This is a genomic window from Lacinutrix gracilariae (assembly GCF_042684485.1).
Classification (GTDB): domain Bacteria; phylum Bacteroidota; class Bacteroidia; order Flavobacteriales; family Flavobacteriaceae; genus Oceanihabitans; species Oceanihabitans gracilariae.
The window spans coordinates 1,744,290-1,759,425 of sequence record NZ_JBHULM010000011.1 but is presented as its reverse complement, the minus strand read 5'-3'; the positions used below and the strand labels follow the sequence as shown (position 1 = coordinate 1,759,425).

Sequence of the window (15,136 nt, the reverse complement as noted above, 5' to 3'; positions counted from 1 at the left end):
TAATCTTATCCTTCGACAAATGTTGTTCTCTTTTTTAATACTTGTTTATATTAATTTTTTTCAGTTTGCAAATTTACATATAAAAAATGAAATAGCAACTATATAAACAGCTGCTATTTCATTTTAAAAATAAGTAAATTATACTCTTCTACGTTTAGGAGGACGACATCCATTATGTGGTAATGGTGTAACATCAATAATTTCTGTTACTTCAATTCCTGCATTATGAATAGAACGAATAGCAGATTCTCTACCATTTCCTGGTCCTTTAACGTAAGCTTTCACTTTCTTTAAACCAGCTTCTTTAGCTACACCTGCAGCATCTTCTGCAGCTAATTGTGCAGCATATGGAGTGTTCTTTTTAGAACCTCTAAATCCCATTTTACCAGCTGAAGACCATGAAATAACGTCTCCTTTTTTATTGGTAAGTGAAATAATGATGTTATTAAAAGAAGCAGTAATGTGTGCTTCTCCAACAGCATCTACTATAACTTTACGTTTTTTAGTACTTGACTTTGCCATATTATATTTAGCTTTTAGTTTTAGTTAATAGTCGCTAGAATCCTAAACCGTTAAATTTCAAACAGATTCTTTCCAACGTCTAAAGACTAAAGACTATATTATTATTTAGTTGCTTTTTTCTTGTTAGCAACAGTTTTTCTTCTACCTTTTCTAGTTCTAGAGTTGTTTTTAGTTCTTTGTCCTCTTAATGGAAGACCAGATCTATGACGAATACCTCTGTAACATCCAATATCCATTAATCGCTTAATGTTTATTTGAGTTTCAGAACGTAATTCACCCTCAATTGTGTACGTACCTACAGCATCACGAATGGCTGCTATTTGGTCATCGTTCCAATCTTGAACTTTAATACTTTCGTCAACTTTAGCTGCTGCTAAAATTTCTTTTGATCTGCTTCTACCTACTCCGTAGATATAAGTTAGAGATATTACTCCTCTTTTCTGTTTTGGTATGTCTACACCTGCAATTCTTGCCATAATTACCCTTGTCTTTGTTTGAATCTAGGATTCTTTTTGTTAATCACGTAAAGTCTACCTTTTCTACGCACTATTTTACAATCTGCGCTTCTTTTTTTAACTGATGCTCTTACTTTCATCGTATTGGTATTAGTATCTATAAGTTATACGAGCCTTCGTTAAATCGTAAGGACTCATTTCTAATTTTACTTTATCTCCTGGTAATAATTTAATATAATGCATACGCATCTTACCTGAGATATGTGCTGTCACAATGTGACCATTTTCTAATTCAACACGGAACATTGCATTAGATAATGCTTCAATTATTGTTCCGTCTTGTTCTATTGCTGCCTGTTTTGCCATAGTATATAAATTAAGCTACTGCCTTTCTATTTTTACCAGTTTTCATCAAGCCATCATAGTGTCTATTTAACAAGTAAGAATTTACTTGTTGCATAGTGTCAATTGCAACTCCAACCATAATTAATAGTGATGTACCACCAAAAAATAAGGCCCAACCAGATTGCACATTCATTAGCTTAACTATAAATGCTGGGAACACAGCAATAAGTGCTAAAAATATAGAACCAGGTAATGTTATTTGCGACATGATTTTATCTAGATATTCTGAAGTTTCAGATCCAGGACGTATACCAGGAATAAATCCTCCGCTACGTTTAAGATCGTCTGCCATTTTATTTGTTGGTACTGTAATTGCTGTATAAAAATAAGTAAATACTATAATTAATAAAGCAAATATTAAGTTGTACCAAAAGCCAAACATATCAGAAAAATTTGTTTGCATCCATTGTCCGGCTGCAGTATCTTTTAAGAATGAAGATCCGCCTATTAAACCTGGTACAAACATAATTGCTTGTGCAAATATAATTGGCATTACTCCTGAAGCATTCAGTTTTAATGGAATATATTGTCTTGACCCAAATACATTCTTTTCATAACCTCCTGAAGCGGTTCTTCTAGCGTATTGTACTGCAATTTTTCTAACAGCCATTACAAGCATAATACTTGCTGCAATAATTGCTAACCAAATTACAAGTTCAAAAAGAATTAACATAACGTTATTTCCTTCTAATCTAGAAGATGCATTAAGTAAGAAGTTTTTAGGTAAGGTTGCAATAATACCAACCATAATTAATAATGAAATACCATTACCAATACCTTTATCTGTAATCTTCTCACCTAACCACATTGCAAATATACATCCTGTTACTAAAATAATAACAGAAGAGAAATAGAATAAACCTCCTTGCCCTAGTAAAAAGGCAGATTGAGGAATACCTAAAGCTGGTAAACTTGCTAAATATCCTGGTGCTTGTACCAAACATATTGCAATAGTTAACCAACGTGTAATTTGCGTGATCTTCTTTTGTCCACTTGCTCCTTCTTTTTGTAGTTTTTGTAAATAAGGAATAGCTATTCCCATTAACTGAACTACAATAGAAGCAGAAATGTAAGGCATGATACCAAGAGCAAAAACAGATGCATTAGCAAATGCTCCTCCTGTAAATGCGTTTAATAAACCTAATAAACCATCTTCAGTATTACCTTGTATACCTTCTAATTGTGAAGCATCTATACCTGGAAGTACTACTTGTGCTCCAAAACGATATACTAAGAGTAAACCAATTGTTAAAACGATTCGGTTTCTTAGTTCTTCAATTTTCCAAACATTTTTTAATGTCTCTATAAATTTCATGCTTCTTAATTAAATTATAAAGTTACTGCTTCTCCACCAGCTGCTTCAATAGCTGCTTTTGCAGTTGCTGTAAATTTATGCGCTGTTACTGTTAGTTTAGATTTCAATTCACCACGTCCTAATATTTTAACTAGTTCATTTTTACCAGCTAAACGTAATGTAATCATTGTATCTAAATCAAGAGTATCTTTAATTTTTTTATCGTCAATTAACTGTTGTAATGTATCTAGATTAATTCCTTGATAGTCTTTACGGTTAATATTAGTAAAACCAAATTTAGGTACACGACGTTGAATAGGCATTTGACCTCCTTCAAAACCAACTTTTTTAGAGTAACCAGAACGAGATTTAGCTCCTTTGTGACCACGTGTTGCAGTACCACCTTTTCCAGAACCTTGTCCACGACCTATACGTTTACCTTGATTTTTTACTGAACCTTCTGCAGGTTTTAAATTACTTAAATCCATTTGTAAGTGTTATATTATTTTGCTTCTTCAACAGAAACTAAATGTGAAACTTTAGCAACCATACCAAGGATATTTGGTGTGGCATCGTGCTCTACTACTTGACCAATCTTTTTAAGACCAAGAGCTTCTAATGTTCTCTTTTGTCTTTGCGTACGATTGATTGCACTCTTTACTTTTTTAACTTTTATCTTTGCCATCGTTTTCCTTTATTATCCTTTAAAAACTTTTTCAAGAGAAACTCCTCTATCACGAGCAATTGATCTTGCATCTCTTAATTGTAATAAAGCATCAAAAGTTGCTTTAACTACGTTATGAGGGTTTGATGAACCTTGAGATTTAGATAATACATCGTGTACTCCTACTGCTTCAAGAACAGTTCTTACTGCTCCTCCAGCAATTACTCCTGTACCAGGAGCTGCAGGAATGATGTTTACTCTTGCTCCACCAAATTTTCCTTTTTGTTCATGTGGTAAAGTACTTTTTACTAGAGGAATACGTACTAGATTTTTCTTTGCGTCTTCTACTGCTTTTGCAATTGCACTAGCAACGTCTTTAGATTTTCCTAATCCGTGTCCTACTACACCAGCTTCATCACCAACCACTACGATTGCTGAAAAACCAAATGCTCTACCACCTTTAGTTACTTTAGTAACTCTTTGTACACCAACTAAACGATCTTTAAGATCTAATCCACTTGGTTTTACTAGCTCTGCGCTTTTGTATTTTTGATACATAATTTCTTAGAATTTAAGTCCTGCTTCTCTAGCTCCTTCAGCTAATGATTTTATTCTACCATGGTATAAATAACCACCTCTATCAAAAGAGATTGTATTAATACCAGCTTTTATTGCTTTTTCGGCAACAGATTTACCTACTAAAGTAGCTATTTCAGATTTATTACCTTTTGCAGAACTAATGTCTTTATCTCTTGAAGATGCTGCACTGATAGTGTTACCAGTTACATCGTCAACTATTTGAGCATAAATTTCTTTATTACTTCTAAAAACAGATAATCTTGGTCTTGTAGCTGTACCAGATACAGTCTTACGAATTCTGTTTTTTATTCTTATTCTTCTTTCGAATTTTGATAGTGCCATAACTTACTTATTAAGCTGATTTACCTGCTTTTCTTCTTAATACTTCTCCAACAAACTTAACACCTTTTCCTTTGTAAGGTTCTGGTCTACGGAAGCCACGAATTTTTGCAGCTACTTGACCAACTAATTGTTTGTCAAATGAAGTTAATTTGATAATTGGATTTTTTCCTTTGTCTGAAATTGTTTCAATTTTCACCTCTGGAGCAATATCCATTACTATGTTATGCGAAAAACCTAAAGCTAAATCTAATTTTTGCCCTTGGCTTGAAGCTCTATATCCTACACCTACTAACTCTAAACTTTTAGTCCATCCTTTAGATACACCTTCAATCATGTTATGCATTAATGATCTGTATAAACCATGTTTTGCTTTTTGATCTTTAGAGTCTGAAGAACGAGTAACTAATACGTTACCATCTTCTACTTTGATATCAATAGTATCAAAGTTTTGTGTTAATTCTCCTAATTTACCTTTTACAGTAACAACATTATCTTTAATGTCTACTGTTACGCCTTCTGGAATGGCTACTGGATTATTTCCTATTCTTGACATTTCTTTTGGGCTTTAAATTAGTAAACGTAACAAAGTACCTCACCACCTACATTCTCTCTCTGTGCTTGTTTACCTGTCATTACTCCGTGAGAAGTAGAAACAATGGCAATACCAAGACCGTTTAAGATTCTAGGTAATTCTTTTGAACTTGCATACTTACGTAAACCTGGTTTACTGATTCTTTGAATTTTCTTGATTACTGGTTCTTTTGTTTCTTTATTGTACTTAAGAGCAATTTTAATTGTTCCTTGTACTGAAGAATCATCGAACTTGTAACTTAAAATATATCCTTGATCGAATAATATTTTAGTGATTTCTTTTTTCAAGTTAGATGCAGGAATTTCTACCACTCTGTGGTTAGCTCTTACCGCATTTCTAACTCTAGTTAAATAATCCGCTATTGGATCTGTGTACATAACTAATTGATTTTGTGATCTTGGTTTTCAACGTTGGTGTTGAACCTAAAATCTGATTATATTTAAATTTACCAACTTGCTTTTCTAACTCCTGGGATTAAGCCTTGATTTGCCATTTCTCTAAATGTAACACGAGAAATACCAAAGGTACGCATGTATCCTTTAGGTCTTCCTGTTAATTTACATCTATTGTGCATACGCACTGGCGAAGCATTTTTAGGTAACTTTTGTAATGCTTCGTAGTCTCCAGCTGCTTTTAAAGCTTTACGTTTCTCTGCATATTTCGCTACTGTTTTTGCTCTTTTAACCTCGCGGGCTTTCATTGATTCTTTAGCCATAACTTAGTTCTTTTGAAAAGGTAATCCTAGTTCTGTTAATAATGATTTTGCTTCTTTATCTGTATCTGCAGAAGTTACAAATGTAATATCCATACCAGAGATTTTGTTTACCTTATCGATATCAATTTCTGGAAAGATAATTTGTTCTACAACACCTAAGTTGTAGTTTCCTCTTCCGTCAAATCCAGTAGCTTTAATTCCGTTAAAATCTCTTACTCGTGGTAAAGCAGTTGTTATTAAACGGTCTAAAAACTCATACATTCTTTCTCCTCGTAAAGTAACTTTTGCACCAATTGGCATTCCTTTACGTAATTTAAAAGTAGCAACATCCTTTTTAGAAATTGTTGCTATAGCTTTTTGTCCAGTTATAGTTGTTAATTCTTCTAACGCGTAGTCGATTAACTTTTTATCTGCAACTGCAGCACCAACACCTTTAGATAAAACTATCTTTTTAAGTTTAGGTACTTGCATTACATTATTATAACCAAATTCTTCTGTAAGAGCAGCAACTATTTTGCTGTTATACTCTTCTTTAAGTCTAGGTGTATATGCCATAACTATATTACTTCATTAGATTTTTTTGAAAATCTTACTTTCTTATCGCCTTCCATTCTGTATCCTACTCTTGTTGCTTCACCTTTAGAGGTTAACAATGTTAAGTTAGATATTTGAATTGCAGCTTCTTTTTCTACGATTCCACCTTGAGGACTTTGTGCACTTGGTTTAGTATGTTTCTTAACCATGTTTACTCCCTCAACGATCGCTTTGTTCTTATCGATTAATACTTTAAGTACTTTACCTTCTGAACCTTTATGGTCTCCAGCAATTACTCTTACTGTATCTCCTGATTTTATTTTAAGCTTTGTCATCTTTATAAATGTATTAAAGCACTTCTGGTGCTAATGATACAATTTTCATGAATTGTTTATCACGAAGTTCTCTAGCAACAGGTCCAAATACACGTGTTCCTCTCATTTCACCCGTTGGGTTTAAAAGTACACAAGCATTGTCATCAAATCTAATATAAGATCCGTCTGGACGTCTTACTTCTTTTTTAGTACGTACTACAACTGCAGTAGAAACAGCTCCTTTTTTAATGTTTCCATTAGGAGTTGCGTCTTTTACTGTAACAACGATTTTGTCACCTACAGATGCGTATCTTCTTTTTGTACCACCTAGAACACGAATGGTTAAAACCTCTTTTGCTCCAGTGTTATCAGCTACCTTTAATCTTGATTCTGTTTGTACCATAATTATTTAGCTCTTTCTATTATTTCAACTAATCTCCAACATTTAGATTTAGATAAAGGTCTTGTTTCCATGATCTTTACTGTATCTCCAATGTTACAGTCGTTTGTTTCGTCGTGTGCAACATATTTTTTTGTTTTTAACACGAACTTACCATACATAGGGTGTTTTACTTTTTTTACTTCGGCAACAACGATTGATTTCATCATTTTGTTGCTAGTAACTACACCTATACGTTCTTTTCTTAAGTTTCTTTTTTCCATCTTTTCAGCTGAATTATTGTAATTCTCTTTTAGTTAATTCAGTCGCAATTCTAGCTACTGCTCTTCTTACAGAACGTAACTGGATTGGATTCTCTAAAGGAGATACTACATGAGCCATTTTAAGGTCTGAATAACTTTTTCTAGTCTCACTAAGTTTCTCTTGTAACTCAGCAGTAGATAATTCTTTAATTTCTGATTGTTTCATCATCTTAAATTATTATGCTTGATAATCTCTAGCAATTACAAACTTAGTTTTAACTGGTAGTTTTTGTGCTGCTAAACGTAAAGCTTCTTGAGCTACTTCTAATGGCACTCCACCAATTTCAAATAATATTCTTCCTGGTTTAACTACTGCTGCCCAATATTCTACAGCACCTTTACCTTTACCCATACGTACTTCAAGAGGTTTCTTTGTGATTGGTTTATCTGGAAAGATTTTAATCCACAATGATCCTTCTCTTTTCATGTAACGAGTAGCAGCAATACGTGCAGCTTCAATTTGACGTGAAGTTAAAAAGTTTGAATCTAATGATTTTATTCCAAAAGTACCGTATGATAATTGGTGACCTCTACCAGAGTTCCCCTTCATACGTCCCTTTTGCATTTTTCTAAATTTTGTTCTTTTAGGCTGTAACATTTTTTCTTTTCTTTAAAAAATTACTTTCTACGACGAGATTGATTCTTATTATCTCTTCCGCCTCTTCCACCTTTTCCTTGCTTCTTAGATAATCCAACAAGCGGAGAAAGTTCTCTTTTACCATATACTTCGCCTTTCATGATCCATACTTTTACACCTAATCTACCGTAAGTAGTGTGTGCCTCAACTAAAGCATAGTCAATATCAGCTCTAAAGGTTGATAAAGGAATTCGTCCTTCTTTGTAGTGTTCACTACGTGCCATTTCAGCACCATTTAAACGACCACTAATTTGGATTTTAATTCCTTCAGCATTCATTCGCATTGTAGCAGCAATTGCCATTTTGATTGCACGTCTGTATGAAATTCTGTTTTCAATTTGACGAGCAATACTTGATCCTACTAAAAATGCGTCAAGTTCTGGTCTTTTGATTTCAAATATATTAATTTGAACCTCTTTACCTGTAATCTTTTTAAGCTCTTCTTTTAACTTGTCTACCTCTTGTCCTCCTTTTCCGATAATGATACCAGGTCTAGCAGTAGTGATAGTAACGGTTACAAGTTTTAAAGTTCTTTCAATGATTACTCTTGAAACACTAGCTTTAGATAAACGTGCGTGAACGTATTTTCTGATCTTATCGTCTTCGGCAAGCTTATCACCATAATCGTTTCCTCCGTACCAGTTAGATTCCCATCCTCTGATAATTCCTAAGCGATTTCCGATTGGATTTGTTTTTTGTCCCATATCTATCTTAGCTTTGTGTATTATTGTTTGCTCCTACCACTAATGTTACGTGGTTAGAACGTTTTCTTATTCTATGTGCACGACCTTGAGGTGCTGGACGCAATCTTTTTAACATTGCTCCACCATCTACTCTTATCTCTTTAACTATTAATTCTGCCTCTTCGATGTTAGCATCTTCGTTTTTAGCTTGCCAGTTTGCAATTGCAGACAATAACAATTTTTCTAAACGATTAGAAGCTTCTTTTTGGCTAAATTTTAATATGTTAAGTGCTTTTTCTACGCGTTCACCTCTTACTAAATCGGCTACTAAACGCATTTTTCTTGGTGATGTAGGACAGTTATTAAGTTTTGCAAAAGCGATTTCCTTTTTTGCTTCCTTAATAGCGTCTGCCATTTGTTTTTTACGACTTCCCATAGCTTTCTACTTTTTACCTTTATTTTTAGCACCAGCGTGACCTCTAAAAGATCTTGTTGGTGAAAATTCTCCTAACTTATGTCCTACCATGTTTTCTGTTACGTAAACTGGTACAAATTGACGACCGTTATGTACTGCTATTGTTTGTCCTACAAAATCTGGAGTAATCATACTTGCTCTTGACCAAGTTTTGATTACTGTTTTTTTGTTAGCTTCAACGTTAGCTTCAACTTTTTTCTCTAATTTATAATGAACGTAAGGTCCTTTTTTTAATGATCTTGACATGTCTTATTTCTTTCTACGTTCTACAATATATTTATTACTTGCTTTTGTTTTAGAACGGGTTCTATAACCTTTAGCAGGTATACCGTTTCTTGAACGAGGATGTCCTCCAGCAGATTTTCCTTCTCCACCACCCATTGGATGATCAACAGGATTCATTACTACTGGTCTAGTACGTGGACGTCTACCTAACCATCTTGTTCTACCAGCTTTACCTGATACTAACAATTGATGATCTGAGTTAGAAACCACACCTATTGTAGCCATACAAGTCACTAACACTAAACGTGTTTCACCTGATGGTAATTTTACTGTAGCAAATTTACCATCTCTTGCCATTAACTGAGCAAATGCTCCAGCACTACGCGCCATAACAGCACCTTGTCCAGGACGTAACTCCACACAAGAAATAATAGTACCTAATGGTATATTACTTAAAGGCATTGCATTACCAATTTCTGGAGTTGCTGTATCACCTGACACTACTGTTTGACCAACTTTAAGGCCGTTTTGAGCAATGATGTATCTTTTTTCGCCATCTTGATAATTCAATAATGCGATAAAAGCGGTTCTGTTTGGATCGTATTGGATAGACATAACTTCACCAGGAACTCCTGCTTTATCACGTTTAAAATCGATAATACGATACTTTCTTTTATGACCACCACCAATATAGCGCATGGTCATTCTTCCTTGACTGTTTCTACCACCAGACCTTTTATTCGGAGCTAATAAACTTTTCTCCGGCTTATCAGTAGTTATGGCGTCATACCCATTTACTACTCTAAATCGCTGTCCTGGTGTGATTGGTTTTAATTTTCTTACTGACATTTTAGTCTAATTACATGTTAGTGTATAAATCAATTATCTCACCTTCCGCCAGTTGTACAATTGCCTTTTTAACAGCATTTGTTTTACCATGTTGAATACCAGTTTTTGTAAACTTAGTACTTCTATCTGGACGGACATTTATAGTACGAACTTTTTCAACAGAAACTCCATAAGCAGCTTCCACCGCTTTTTTGATTTCTACCTTGTTCGCCTTAGTGTTCACTTGAAAAGTATAGCAGTTGTTTAACTCGCTATTAGCTGTCGCTTTTTCTGTGATTATCGGTTTAATTAAGATATTCATTTGTTTCTTATTTACTTAAATTCGTTTCAATTCCTTCTAAAGAACTCTCTAAAAGAACTACTTGATTTGCATTTAAAATCTTGTAAGTACTTAATTCTGAGTTAATTACCACTTCAGAGCCTTTTAAATTGCGTGACGACAAATATACATTATTATTTGACGCACCCAACACAAACAGTGATTTTTTGTTTTCTAAACCTAAAGCTTTTAAAACTGCTGTGAAATTTTTTGTCTTTGGAGTATCAAAATTTAAATCTTCTAATACAACAATTGACTTTTCACTTGCCTTAATACTTAAAGCCGATTTACGTGCTAAACGTTTTAGGTTTTTATTTAATTTAAAGCTATAGTTTCTTGGTCTTGGACCGAACATACGACCTCCACCTTTGAAAACTCCAGATTTAATAGATCCAGCTCTTGCTGTACCTGTTCCTTTTTGCTTTTTAATCTTACGTGTACTTCCAGTAATCTCTCCTCTTTCTTTTGATTTGTGAGTACCTTGTCTTTGGTTTGCTAAGTATTGTTTAACATCCAAATATACAGCATGATTATTAGGTTCAATAGCAAACACATCTTTAGAAAGGTCTACCTTTCTTCCTGTGTCTTTTCCGTTAATATCTACAACTGCTACTTTCATTATTTTCTAATAATTACATAAGCGTTTTTATGTCCAGGAACACATCCCTTAACAACAAGTAGATTCTTATCTGTAACTACTTTTAAAACTCTTAAATTTTGAACTTTTACTGTATCTCCACCCATTCTACCGGCCATTTTCATTCCTTTGAATACTCTCGCAGGATATGAAGCAGCACCAATAGATCCTGGAGCTCTTAAACGGTTATGTTGACCATGCGTAGCTTGACCAACTCCACCAAATCCATGACGTTTTACAACACCTTGGAAACCTTTTCCTTTTGAAGTTCCTGATACATCTACAAATTCACCTTCTACAAAGTGATCTACAGTGATAGCATCTCCTAATTTGTACTCCTCATCAAAACCTTGAAATTCAACGATTTTTCGCTTAACAGAAGTACCCGCTTTTTTAGCATGACCTAAGTCAGCTTTAGTAGCGCTTTTTTCTGTCGCGTCATCGAAACCAAGTTGTACAGCTTCATAACCGTCAACTTCTTCAGTTCTGACTTGGGTAACGATACATGGTCCAGCTTCGATTACTGTACATGGAATGTTTTTTCCATTTTCATCAAAGATGCTGGTCATACCGATTTTTTTTCCAATTAACCCAGACATAATTATTATTTATTTATTTGTTACTATTTATTAAAAAACAAGGCTGAAAATACGTTTCAGCCTTGAATTGTATTTTTTCCGTTTTTCCTTAACCATCGTTAAGGACATGTAAGTTTATACTTAAACTTTGATCTCTACTTCAACACCACTTGGTAACTCTAATTTCATTAGAGCATCAATTGTTTTAGAAGATGAAGAGTAAATATCTAATAAGCGCTTATAAGAGCTTAATTGAAATTGTTCTCTTGATTTCTTGTTAACGTGCGGTGAACGTAATACAGTGAAAATCTTTTTGTGCGTTGGTAATGGAATTGGTCCAGTTACAACAGCTCCCGTATTTTTTACGGTTTTTACAATCTTTTCAGCAGACTTGTCTACTAAGTTATGATCGTAAGACTTTAATTTTATTCTAATTTTTTGACTCATTTTCTTAACTTTTTAAGATTGTTCTCCTTTAGCTGCTTTAATTACTTCTTCAGAAATATTAGAAGGCGTTTCAGCATAGTGTGAAAATTCCATTGTTGATGTTGCACGACCTGAAGATAATGTTCTTAATGTTGTTACATATCCAAACATTTCAGATAATGGCACGGTAGCTTTTACAGTTTTTGCACCATTTCTATCTCCCATGTCACTTACTTGACCTCTTCTTCTGTTTAAGTCACCTACAATATCACCCATATTTTCTTCTGGAGTAATAACTTCTAGCTTCATAATAGGCTCCATGATTACAGCTTTTGCAGCTTTAGCACAGTTTTTAAATCCTAATTTAGCAGCTAATTCGAAAGAAAGTTGATCTGAATCGACATCGTGGTAAGAACCATCTTTTAATGTCACTTTCATAGCATCAATCTCGTAACCAGCTAAAGGTCCGTTTATCATTGCTTGTTTGAATCCTTTTTCAATAGAAGGGATAAATTCTTTAGGAACGTTACCACCTTTAATAATAGATTCAAATTGAAGTCCTACAGCTCCTTCTTCAGCAGGTTCTACAGTAAATACAATGTCTGCGAATTTACCACGTCCACCAGATTGCTTTTTATAAACCTCTCTGTGGTCTGCAGCTTGTGTAATAGCTTCTTTGTATTCTACTTGTGGTTGTCCTTGATTAACTTCTACTTTAAACTCACGTTTTAAACGGTCAACAATTACATCTAAGTGAAGCTCACCCATTCCTGATATAATAGTTTGTCCTGAAGCTTCGTCTGAACGTACTGTGAATGTTGGATCTTCTTCAGCTAATTTAGCTAATCCCATTCCTAATTTATCAACATCTGCTTTAGTTTTAGGCTCCACTGCAATACCAATTACTGGATCAGGGAAATCCATTGATTCTAAAACAATAGGATGTTTTTCATCTGTAAGTGTATCTCCTGTTTTAATAGATTTAAATCCAACAGCAGCTCCAATATCTCCAGCTTCTATATATTCAATTGCATTTTGCTTATTAGCATGCATTTGATAGATACGAGAAATACGTTCTTTTTTACCTGAACGGTTGTTTAACACATAAGATCCTGCGTCTAAACGACCTGAGTAAGCTCTAAAGAATGCTAAACGACCAACAAAAGGGTCTGTAGCAATTTTAAATGCTAAAGCAGCAAATGGCTCCTTTACACTTGGCTTACGTATTTCTTCTTCTTCTGTAACAGGGTTCATTCCTTTAATTCCTTCTTTATCAATTGGAGAAGGTAAGTAACGACATACTGCATCTAATAAGAATTGTACACCTTTATTTTTAAAAGCAGAACCACAAATCATAGGAATGATAGCCATATCCATTACAGCAGCTCTAAGTGCAGCATGCACTTCTTCTTCTGTAATAGAATCTTCATCTTCCATGAATTTTTCTAAAAGGTTCTCATCGTAACTTGCTACTTCTTCAATTAAAAGTGCACGATACTTATGAGCTTCTTCTTTCATATCTTCTGGTATGTCAATAACATCAAAAGTTGCCCCTTGTGTTTCGTCATGCCATACGATAGCTCTATTTTTTACTAAATCAATAATACCTTTAAAATCTGACTCATCACCAATGTTTAAAACGATTGGCACAGCGTTAGATTTTAACATATCTTTTACTTGTTGACAAACTCCTAAGAAGTTAGAACCTTGACGGTCCATTTTGTTAACAAATCCAATTCTTGGTACTTTATAGTTATCTGCAAGTCTCCAGTTAGTTTCAGATTGAGGCTCAACACCATCAACTGCACTAAATAAGAACACTAAACCATCTAACACACGTAAAGATCTATTTACCTCTACAGTAAAATCTACGTGACCTGGAGTATCAATAATATTAAAGTGATATCCTTTTGTATCTGGAGTTGGTTGTCCATTTTCTAATGGGAAATTCCATGTACAAGTTGTAGCTGCAGACGTAATAGTAATACCACGTTCTTGCTCTTGCTCCATCCAGTCCATAGTTGCTGCACCATCATGTACCTCACCAATTTTGTGTGAAACTCCTGTATAATATAGTACACGCTCTGTTGTTGTTGTTTTACCAGCATCAATATGAGCCGCAATACCAATGTTTCTTGTGAATTTTAAATCTCTAGCCATTTCTTATTAAAATCTAAAGTGAGAGAACGCTTTATTTGCCTCTGCCATTTTATGAGTATCTACTCTTTTCTTAACAGCTGCTCCTTCTTCTTTAGCTGCTGCTAAAACCTCTGAAGCTAAACGTTGTGCCATAGACTTCTCGTTTCTTTTACGAGCATAACCTATTAACCACTTCATTGCTGTTGATACTTTTCTATCTGGACGAATTTGCATTGGTATTTGAAATGTTGCACCACCTACTCTACGACTACGCACTTCTACGTGAGGCATAACGTTAGATAAAGCATCTTTCCAGATCTCTAATGCTGTTTTTTCATCATCTGTTTTCTTTTCTTCTACAATAGCAATTGCATCATAGAATACTTTAAAAGCTATAGACTTTTTACCATCCCACATCATCATATTAACGAAACGAGTTACTAACTGGTCGTTAAATTTAGGATCTGGTAAAAGCGGTCTTTTCTTCGCTGCTCTTTTTCTCATGTCTTCTTCTTAAAGTTTAAATTACTTCTTAGGGCGTTTTGCACCATACTTAGATCTACGTTGCGTTCTACCTGCAACACCTGCTGTGTCTAAGGCACCACGAACAATGTGATATCTAACTCCTGGTAAATCTTTTACCCTTCCACCTCTAACCAATACTATCGAGTGCTCTTGTAAATTGTGTCCTTCTCCACCAATGTATGCATTCACCTCGTTACCGTTTGTTAAACGAACCCTTGCCACCTTACGCATTGCTGAGTTAGGTTTTTTAGGTGTTGTTGTATAAACACGAGTACACACACCACGTCTTTGTGGACACGAATCTAAAGCAGCCGATTTACTCTTCTTGGTTATTTTGGCTCTTCCTTTTCGTACTAATTGTGAAATTGTTGGCATATATATTATATATAAATTTTAAAATCCTCTTCTTAGAGGGCTGCAAATGTAGGAATTAATTTGAAAGAATCAAACTCTAAACCATTAATTTTTAATAGATTTTAAAATTTAATTTTCAAACTGTATTATTCCTATTGTTTTTCCGTTAGA

At 34.3% G+C, this 15,136-nt stretch carries 29 protein-coding genes; all 29 read right to left on the bottom strand.

Annotation, left to right across the window (positions count from 1 at the left end; genetic code table 11):
* Window positions 1–138: 138 nt before the first annotated feature.
* The 29 genes from rpsK to rpsL all read right to left on the bottom strand — a co-directional run bounded on the left by rpsK (window position 139) and on the right by rpsL (window position 14,986).
* Window positions 139–522 (bottom strand): 30S ribosomal protein S11, encoded by a 384-nt coding sequence (gene rpsK / locus ACFSSB_RS14755; protein WP_379905596.1) that lies wholly within the window; start codon window positions 520–522, stop codon window positions 139–141.
* A 101-nt stretch (window positions 523–623) separates the two neighbouring features.
* Window positions 624–998, bottom strand: a complete 375-nt coding sequence (gene rpsM, locus ACFSSB_RS14750; RefSeq protein WP_215966981.1) for a 30S ribosomal protein S13 — start codon at window positions 996–998, stop codon at window positions 624–626.
* A gap of 2 nt (window positions 999–1,000) precedes the next feature.
* Entirely contained in the window at window positions 1,001–1,117 is a 117-nt protein-coding gene (gene ykgO, locus ACFSSB_RS14745) for a type B 50S ribosomal protein L36 (protein ID WP_013305171.1), read from the bottom strand.
* 10 nt (window positions 1,118–1,127) lie between these two features.
* Window positions 1,128–1,343 (bottom strand): translation initiation factor IF-1, encoded by a 216-nt coding sequence (gene infA, locus ACFSSB_RS14740; RefSeq protein ID WP_007094967.1) that lies wholly within the window; start codon window positions 1,341–1,343, stop codon window positions 1,128–1,130.
* A gap of 10 nt (window positions 1,344–1,353) precedes the next feature.
* Window positions 1,354–2,697, bottom strand: coding sequence for a preprotein translocase subunit SecY (gene secY / locus ACFSSB_RS14735; protein WP_379905593.1), 1,344 nt, complete (start codon window positions 2,695–2,697; stop codon window positions 1,354–1,356).
* Between the two features lie 14 nt (window positions 2,698–2,711).
* The gene (gene rplO, locus ACFSSB_RS14730; protein WP_379905591.1) at window positions 2,712–3,164 is read right to left on the bottom strand and encodes a 50S ribosomal protein L15; all 453 of its coding nucleotides are present in this window, start codon (window positions 3,162–3,164) and stop codon (window positions 2,712–2,714) included.
* Window positions 3,165–3,178: 14 nt separating this feature from the next.
* The gene (gene rpmD / locus ACFSSB_RS14725) at window positions 3,179–3,361 is read right to left on the bottom strand and encodes a 50S ribosomal protein L30 (protein WP_215966978.1); all 183 of its coding nucleotides are present in this window, start codon (window positions 3,359–3,361) and stop codon (window positions 3,179–3,181) included.
* A gap of 12 nt (window positions 3,362–3,373) precedes the next feature.
* The gene (gene rpsE, locus ACFSSB_RS14720; protein WP_215966977.1) at window positions 3,374–3,898 is read right to left on the bottom strand and encodes a 30S ribosomal protein S5; all 525 of its coding nucleotides are present in this window, start codon (window positions 3,896–3,898) and stop codon (window positions 3,374–3,376) included.
* A gap of 6 nt (window positions 3,899–3,904) precedes the next feature.
* Window positions 3,905–4,261 carry a 50S ribosomal protein L18 gene (rplR, locus tag ACFSSB_RS14715; protein WP_379905588.1) on the bottom strand — a complete coding sequence of 119 codons (357 nt, stop codon included), beginning with the start codon at window positions 4,259–4,261 and terminating at the stop codon, window positions 3,905–3,907.
* 10 nt (window positions 4,262–4,271) lie between these two features.
* On the bottom strand, window positions 4,272–4,814 hold the full coding sequence (gene rplF, locus ACFSSB_RS14710) for a 50S ribosomal protein L6 (protein ID WP_379905586.1): 543 nt from the start codon (window positions 4,812–4,814) through the stop codon (window positions 4,272–4,274).
* A 17-nt stretch (window positions 4,815–4,831) separates the two neighbouring features.
* Complete coding sequence (rpsH, locus tag ACFSSB_RS14705; RefSeq protein WP_215966974.1) at window positions 4,832–5,230, bottom strand: 30S ribosomal protein S8; 399 nt, start codon at window positions 5,228–5,230, stop codon at window positions 4,832–4,834.
* A gap of 68 nt (window positions 5,231–5,298) precedes the next feature.
* On the bottom strand, window positions 5,299–5,568 hold the full coding sequence (gene rpsN, locus ACFSSB_RS14700) for a 30S ribosomal protein S14 (protein WP_299254120.1): 270 nt from the start codon (window positions 5,566–5,568) through the stop codon (window positions 5,299–5,301).
* Window positions 5,569–5,571: 3 nt separating this feature from the next.
* A complete protein-coding gene (rplE, locus tag ACFSSB_RS14695; RefSeq protein WP_379905583.1) occupies window positions 5,572–6,123 on the bottom strand; it encodes a 50S ribosomal protein L5 in 552 nt (183 codons plus the stop codon).
* A gap of 2 nt (window positions 6,124–6,125) precedes the next feature.
* Window positions 6,126–6,437 (bottom strand): 50S ribosomal protein L24, encoded by a 312-nt coding sequence (rplX, locus tag ACFSSB_RS14690; RefSeq protein WP_379905581.1) that lies wholly within the window; start codon window positions 6,435–6,437, stop codon window positions 6,126–6,128.
* 13 nt (window positions 6,438–6,450) lie between these two features.
* Entirely contained in the window at window positions 6,451–6,819 is a 369-nt protein-coding gene (gene rplN, locus ACFSSB_RS14685; RefSeq protein WP_183486600.1) for a 50S ribosomal protein L14, read from the bottom strand.
* A 2-nt stretch (window positions 6,820–6,821) separates the two neighbouring features.
* Window positions 6,822–7,079, bottom strand: coding sequence for a 30S ribosomal protein S17 (gene rpsQ, locus ACFSSB_RS14680; RefSeq protein ID WP_013869035.1), 258 nt, complete (start codon window positions 7,077–7,079; stop codon window positions 6,822–6,824).
* Between the two features lie 13 nt (window positions 7,080–7,092).
* The gene (gene rpmC, locus ACFSSB_RS14675; RefSeq protein ID WP_379905578.1) at window positions 7,093–7,284 is read right to left on the bottom strand and encodes a 50S ribosomal protein L29; all 192 of its coding nucleotides are present in this window, start codon (window positions 7,282–7,284) and stop codon (window positions 7,093–7,095) included.
* Between the two features lie 12 nt (window positions 7,285–7,296).
* Entirely contained in the window at window positions 7,297–7,716 is a 420-nt protein-coding gene (gene rplP / locus ACFSSB_RS14670; RefSeq protein WP_055442878.1) for a 50S ribosomal protein L16, read from the bottom strand.
* A gap of 20 nt (window positions 7,717–7,736) precedes the next feature.
* Window positions 7,737–8,459 carry a 30S ribosomal protein S3 gene (gene rpsC / locus ACFSSB_RS14665; protein WP_215966971.1) on the bottom strand — a complete coding sequence of 241 codons (723 nt, stop codon included), beginning with the start codon at window positions 8,457–8,459 and terminating at the stop codon, window positions 7,737–7,739.
* 7 nt (window positions 8,460–8,466) lie between these two features.
* A complete protein-coding gene (gene rplV, locus ACFSSB_RS14660) occupies window positions 8,467–8,874 on the bottom strand; it encodes a 50S ribosomal protein L22 (RefSeq protein WP_215966970.1) in 408 nt (135 codons plus the stop codon).
* A gap of 6 nt (window positions 8,875–8,880) precedes the next feature.
* Entirely contained in the window at window positions 8,881–9,159 is a 279-nt protein-coding gene (gene rpsS / locus ACFSSB_RS14655) for a 30S ribosomal protein S19 (RefSeq protein ID WP_215966969.1), read from the bottom strand.
* 3 nt (window positions 9,160–9,162) lie between these two features.
* Window positions 9,163–9,987 (bottom strand): 50S ribosomal protein L2, encoded by an 825-nt coding sequence (gene rplB / locus ACFSSB_RS14650; RefSeq protein WP_379905574.1) that lies wholly within the window; start codon window positions 9,985–9,987, stop codon window positions 9,163–9,165.
* Between the two features lie 10 nt (window positions 9,988–9,997).
* Window positions 9,998–10,288, bottom strand: coding sequence for a 50S ribosomal protein L23 (gene rplW / locus ACFSSB_RS14645; RefSeq protein ID WP_055442882.1), 291 nt, complete (start codon window positions 10,286–10,288; stop codon window positions 9,998–10,000).
* 7 nt (window positions 10,289–10,295) lie between these two features.
* Window positions 10,296–10,925: a 50S ribosomal protein L4 gene (gene rplD / locus ACFSSB_RS14640; protein WP_379905572.1), complete on the bottom strand. Its 630-nt coding sequence runs from the start codon at window positions 10,923–10,925 to the stop codon at window positions 10,296–10,298.
* Window positions 10,925–11,542, bottom strand: a complete 618-nt coding sequence (rplC, locus tag ACFSSB_RS14635; protein ID WP_379905570.1) for a 50S ribosomal protein L3 — start codon at window positions 11,540–11,542, stop codon at window positions 10,925–10,927. The genes rplD and rplC overlap by 1 nt, the downstream gene beginning before the upstream one ends.
* Window positions 11,543–11,662: 120 nt before the next feature.
* Window positions 11,663–11,968 carry a 30S ribosomal protein S10 gene (gene rpsJ / locus ACFSSB_RS14630; protein ID WP_310991110.1) on the bottom strand — a complete coding sequence of 102 codons (306 nt, stop codon included), beginning with the start codon at window positions 11,966–11,968 and terminating at the stop codon, window positions 11,663–11,665.
* 12 nt (window positions 11,969–11,980) lie between these two features.
* Complete coding sequence (fusA, locus tag ACFSSB_RS14625; protein WP_379905568.1) at window positions 11,981–14,107, bottom strand: elongation factor G; 2,127 nt, start codon at window positions 14,105–14,107, stop codon at window positions 11,981–11,983.
* 6 nt (window positions 14,108–14,113) lie between these two features.
* Window positions 14,114–14,590 (bottom strand): 30S ribosomal protein S7, encoded by a 477-nt coding sequence (gene rpsG, locus ACFSSB_RS14620; protein WP_379905566.1) that lies wholly within the window; start codon window positions 14,588–14,590, stop codon window positions 14,114–14,116.
* 21 nt (window positions 14,591–14,611) lie between these two features.
* Window positions 14,612–14,986, bottom strand: coding sequence for a 30S ribosomal protein S12 (rpsL, locus tag ACFSSB_RS14615; protein WP_008269190.1), 375 nt, complete (start codon window positions 14,984–14,986; stop codon window positions 14,612–14,614).
* Window positions 14,987–15,136: the final 150 nt, after the last annotated feature.

Coding starts and splice junctions, on each gene's coding strand:
- rpsK (WP_379905596.1), bottom strand. CDS start 522: ATGGCAAAGTCAAGTACTAAAAAACGTAAAGTTATAGTAGATGCTGTT.
- rpsM (WP_215966981.1), bottom strand. CDS start 998: ATGGCAAGAATTGCAGGTGTAGACATACCAAAACAGAAAAGAGGAGTA.
- ykgO (WP_013305171.1), bottom strand. CDS start 1,117: ATGAAAGTAAGAGCATCAGTTAAAAAAAGAAGCGCAGATTGTAAAATA.
- infA (WP_007094967.1), bottom strand. CDS start 1,343: ATGGCAAAACAGGCAGCAATAGAACAAGACGGAACAATAATTGAAGCA.
- secY (WP_379905593.1), bottom strand. CDS start 2,697: ATGAAATTTATAGAGACATTAAAAAATGTTTGGAAAATTGAAGAACTA.
- rplO (WP_379905591.1), bottom strand. CDS start 3,164: ATGGATTTAAGTAATTTAAAACCTGCAGAAGGTTCAGTAAAAAATCAA.
- rpmD (WP_215966978.1), bottom strand. CDS start 3,361: ATGGCAAAGATAAAAGTTAAAAAAGTAAAGAGTGCAATCAATCGTACG.
- rpsE (WP_215966977.1), bottom strand. CDS start 3,898: ATGTATCAAAAATACAAAAGCGCAGAGCTAGTAAAACCAAGTGGATTA.
- rplR (WP_379905588.1), bottom strand. CDS start 4,261: ATGGCACTATCAAAATTCGAAAGAAGAATAAGAATAAAAAACAGAATT.
- rplF (WP_379905586.1), bottom strand. CDS start 4,814: ATGTCAAGAATAGGAAATAATCCAGTAGCCATTCCAGAAGGCGTAACA.
- rpsH (WP_215966974.1), bottom strand. CDS start 5,230: ATGTACACAGATCCAATAGCGGATTATTTAACTAGAGTTAGAAATGCG.
- rpsN (WP_299254120.1), bottom strand. CDS start 5,568: ATGGCTAAAGAATCAATGAAAGCCCGCGAGGTTAAAAGAGCAAAAACA.
- rplE (WP_379905583.1), bottom strand. CDS start 6,123: ATGGCATATACACCTAGACTTAAAGAAGAGTATAACAGCAAAATAGTT.
- rplX (WP_379905581.1), bottom strand. CDS start 6,437: ATGACAAAGCTTAAAATAAAATCAGGAGATACAGTAAGAGTAATTGCT.
- rplN (WP_183486600.1), bottom strand. CDS start 6,819: ATGGTACAAACAGAATCAAGATTAAAGGTAGCTGATAACACTGGAGCA.
- rpsQ (WP_013869035.1), bottom strand. CDS start 7,079: ATGGAAAAAAGAAACTTAAGAAAAGAACGTATAGGTGTAGTTACTAGC.
- rpmC (WP_379905578.1), bottom strand. CDS start 7,284: ATGAAACAATCAGAAATTAAAGAATTATCTACTGCTGAGTTACAAGAG.
- rplP (WP_055442878.1), bottom strand. CDS start 7,716: ATGTTACAGCCTAAAAGAACAAAATTTAGAAAAATGCAAAAGGGACGT.
- rpsC (WP_215966971.1), bottom strand. CDS start 8,459: ATGGGACAAAAAACAAATCCAATCGGAAATCGCTTAGGAATTATCAGA.
- rplV (WP_215966970.1), bottom strand. CDS start 8,874: ATGGGAAGTCGTAAAAAACAAATGGCAGACGCTATTAAGGAAGCAAAA.
- rpsS (WP_215966969.1), bottom strand. CDS start 9,159: ATGTCAAGATCATTAAAAAAAGGACCTTACGTTCATTATAAATTAGAG.
- rplB (WP_379905574.1), bottom strand. CDS start 9,987: ATGTCAGTAAGAAAATTAAAACCAATCACACCAGGACAGCGATTTAGA.
- rplW (WP_055442882.1), bottom strand. CDS start 10,288: ATGAATATCTTAATTAAACCGATAATCACAGAAAAAGCGACAGCTAAT.
- rplD (WP_379905572.1), bottom strand. CDS start 10,925: ATGAAAGTAGCAGTTGTAGATATTAACGGAAAAGACACAGGAAGAAAG.
- rplC (WP_379905570.1), bottom strand. CDS start 11,542: ATGTCTGGGTTAATTGGAAAAAAAATCGGTATGACCAGCATCTTTGAT.
- rpsJ (WP_310991110.1), bottom strand. CDS start 11,968: ATGAGTCAAAAAATTAGAATAAAATTAAAGTCTTACGATCATAACTTA.
- fusA (WP_379905568.1), bottom strand. CDS start 14,107: ATGGCTAGAGATTTAAAATTCACAAGAAACATTGGTATTGCGGCTCAT.
- rpsG (WP_379905566.1), bottom strand. CDS start 14,590: ATGAGAAAAAGAGCAGCGAAGAAAAGACCGCTTTTACCAGATCCTAAA.
- rpsL (WP_008269190.1), bottom strand. CDS start 14,986: ATGCCAACAATTTCACAATTAGTACGAAAAGGAAGAGCCAAAATAACC.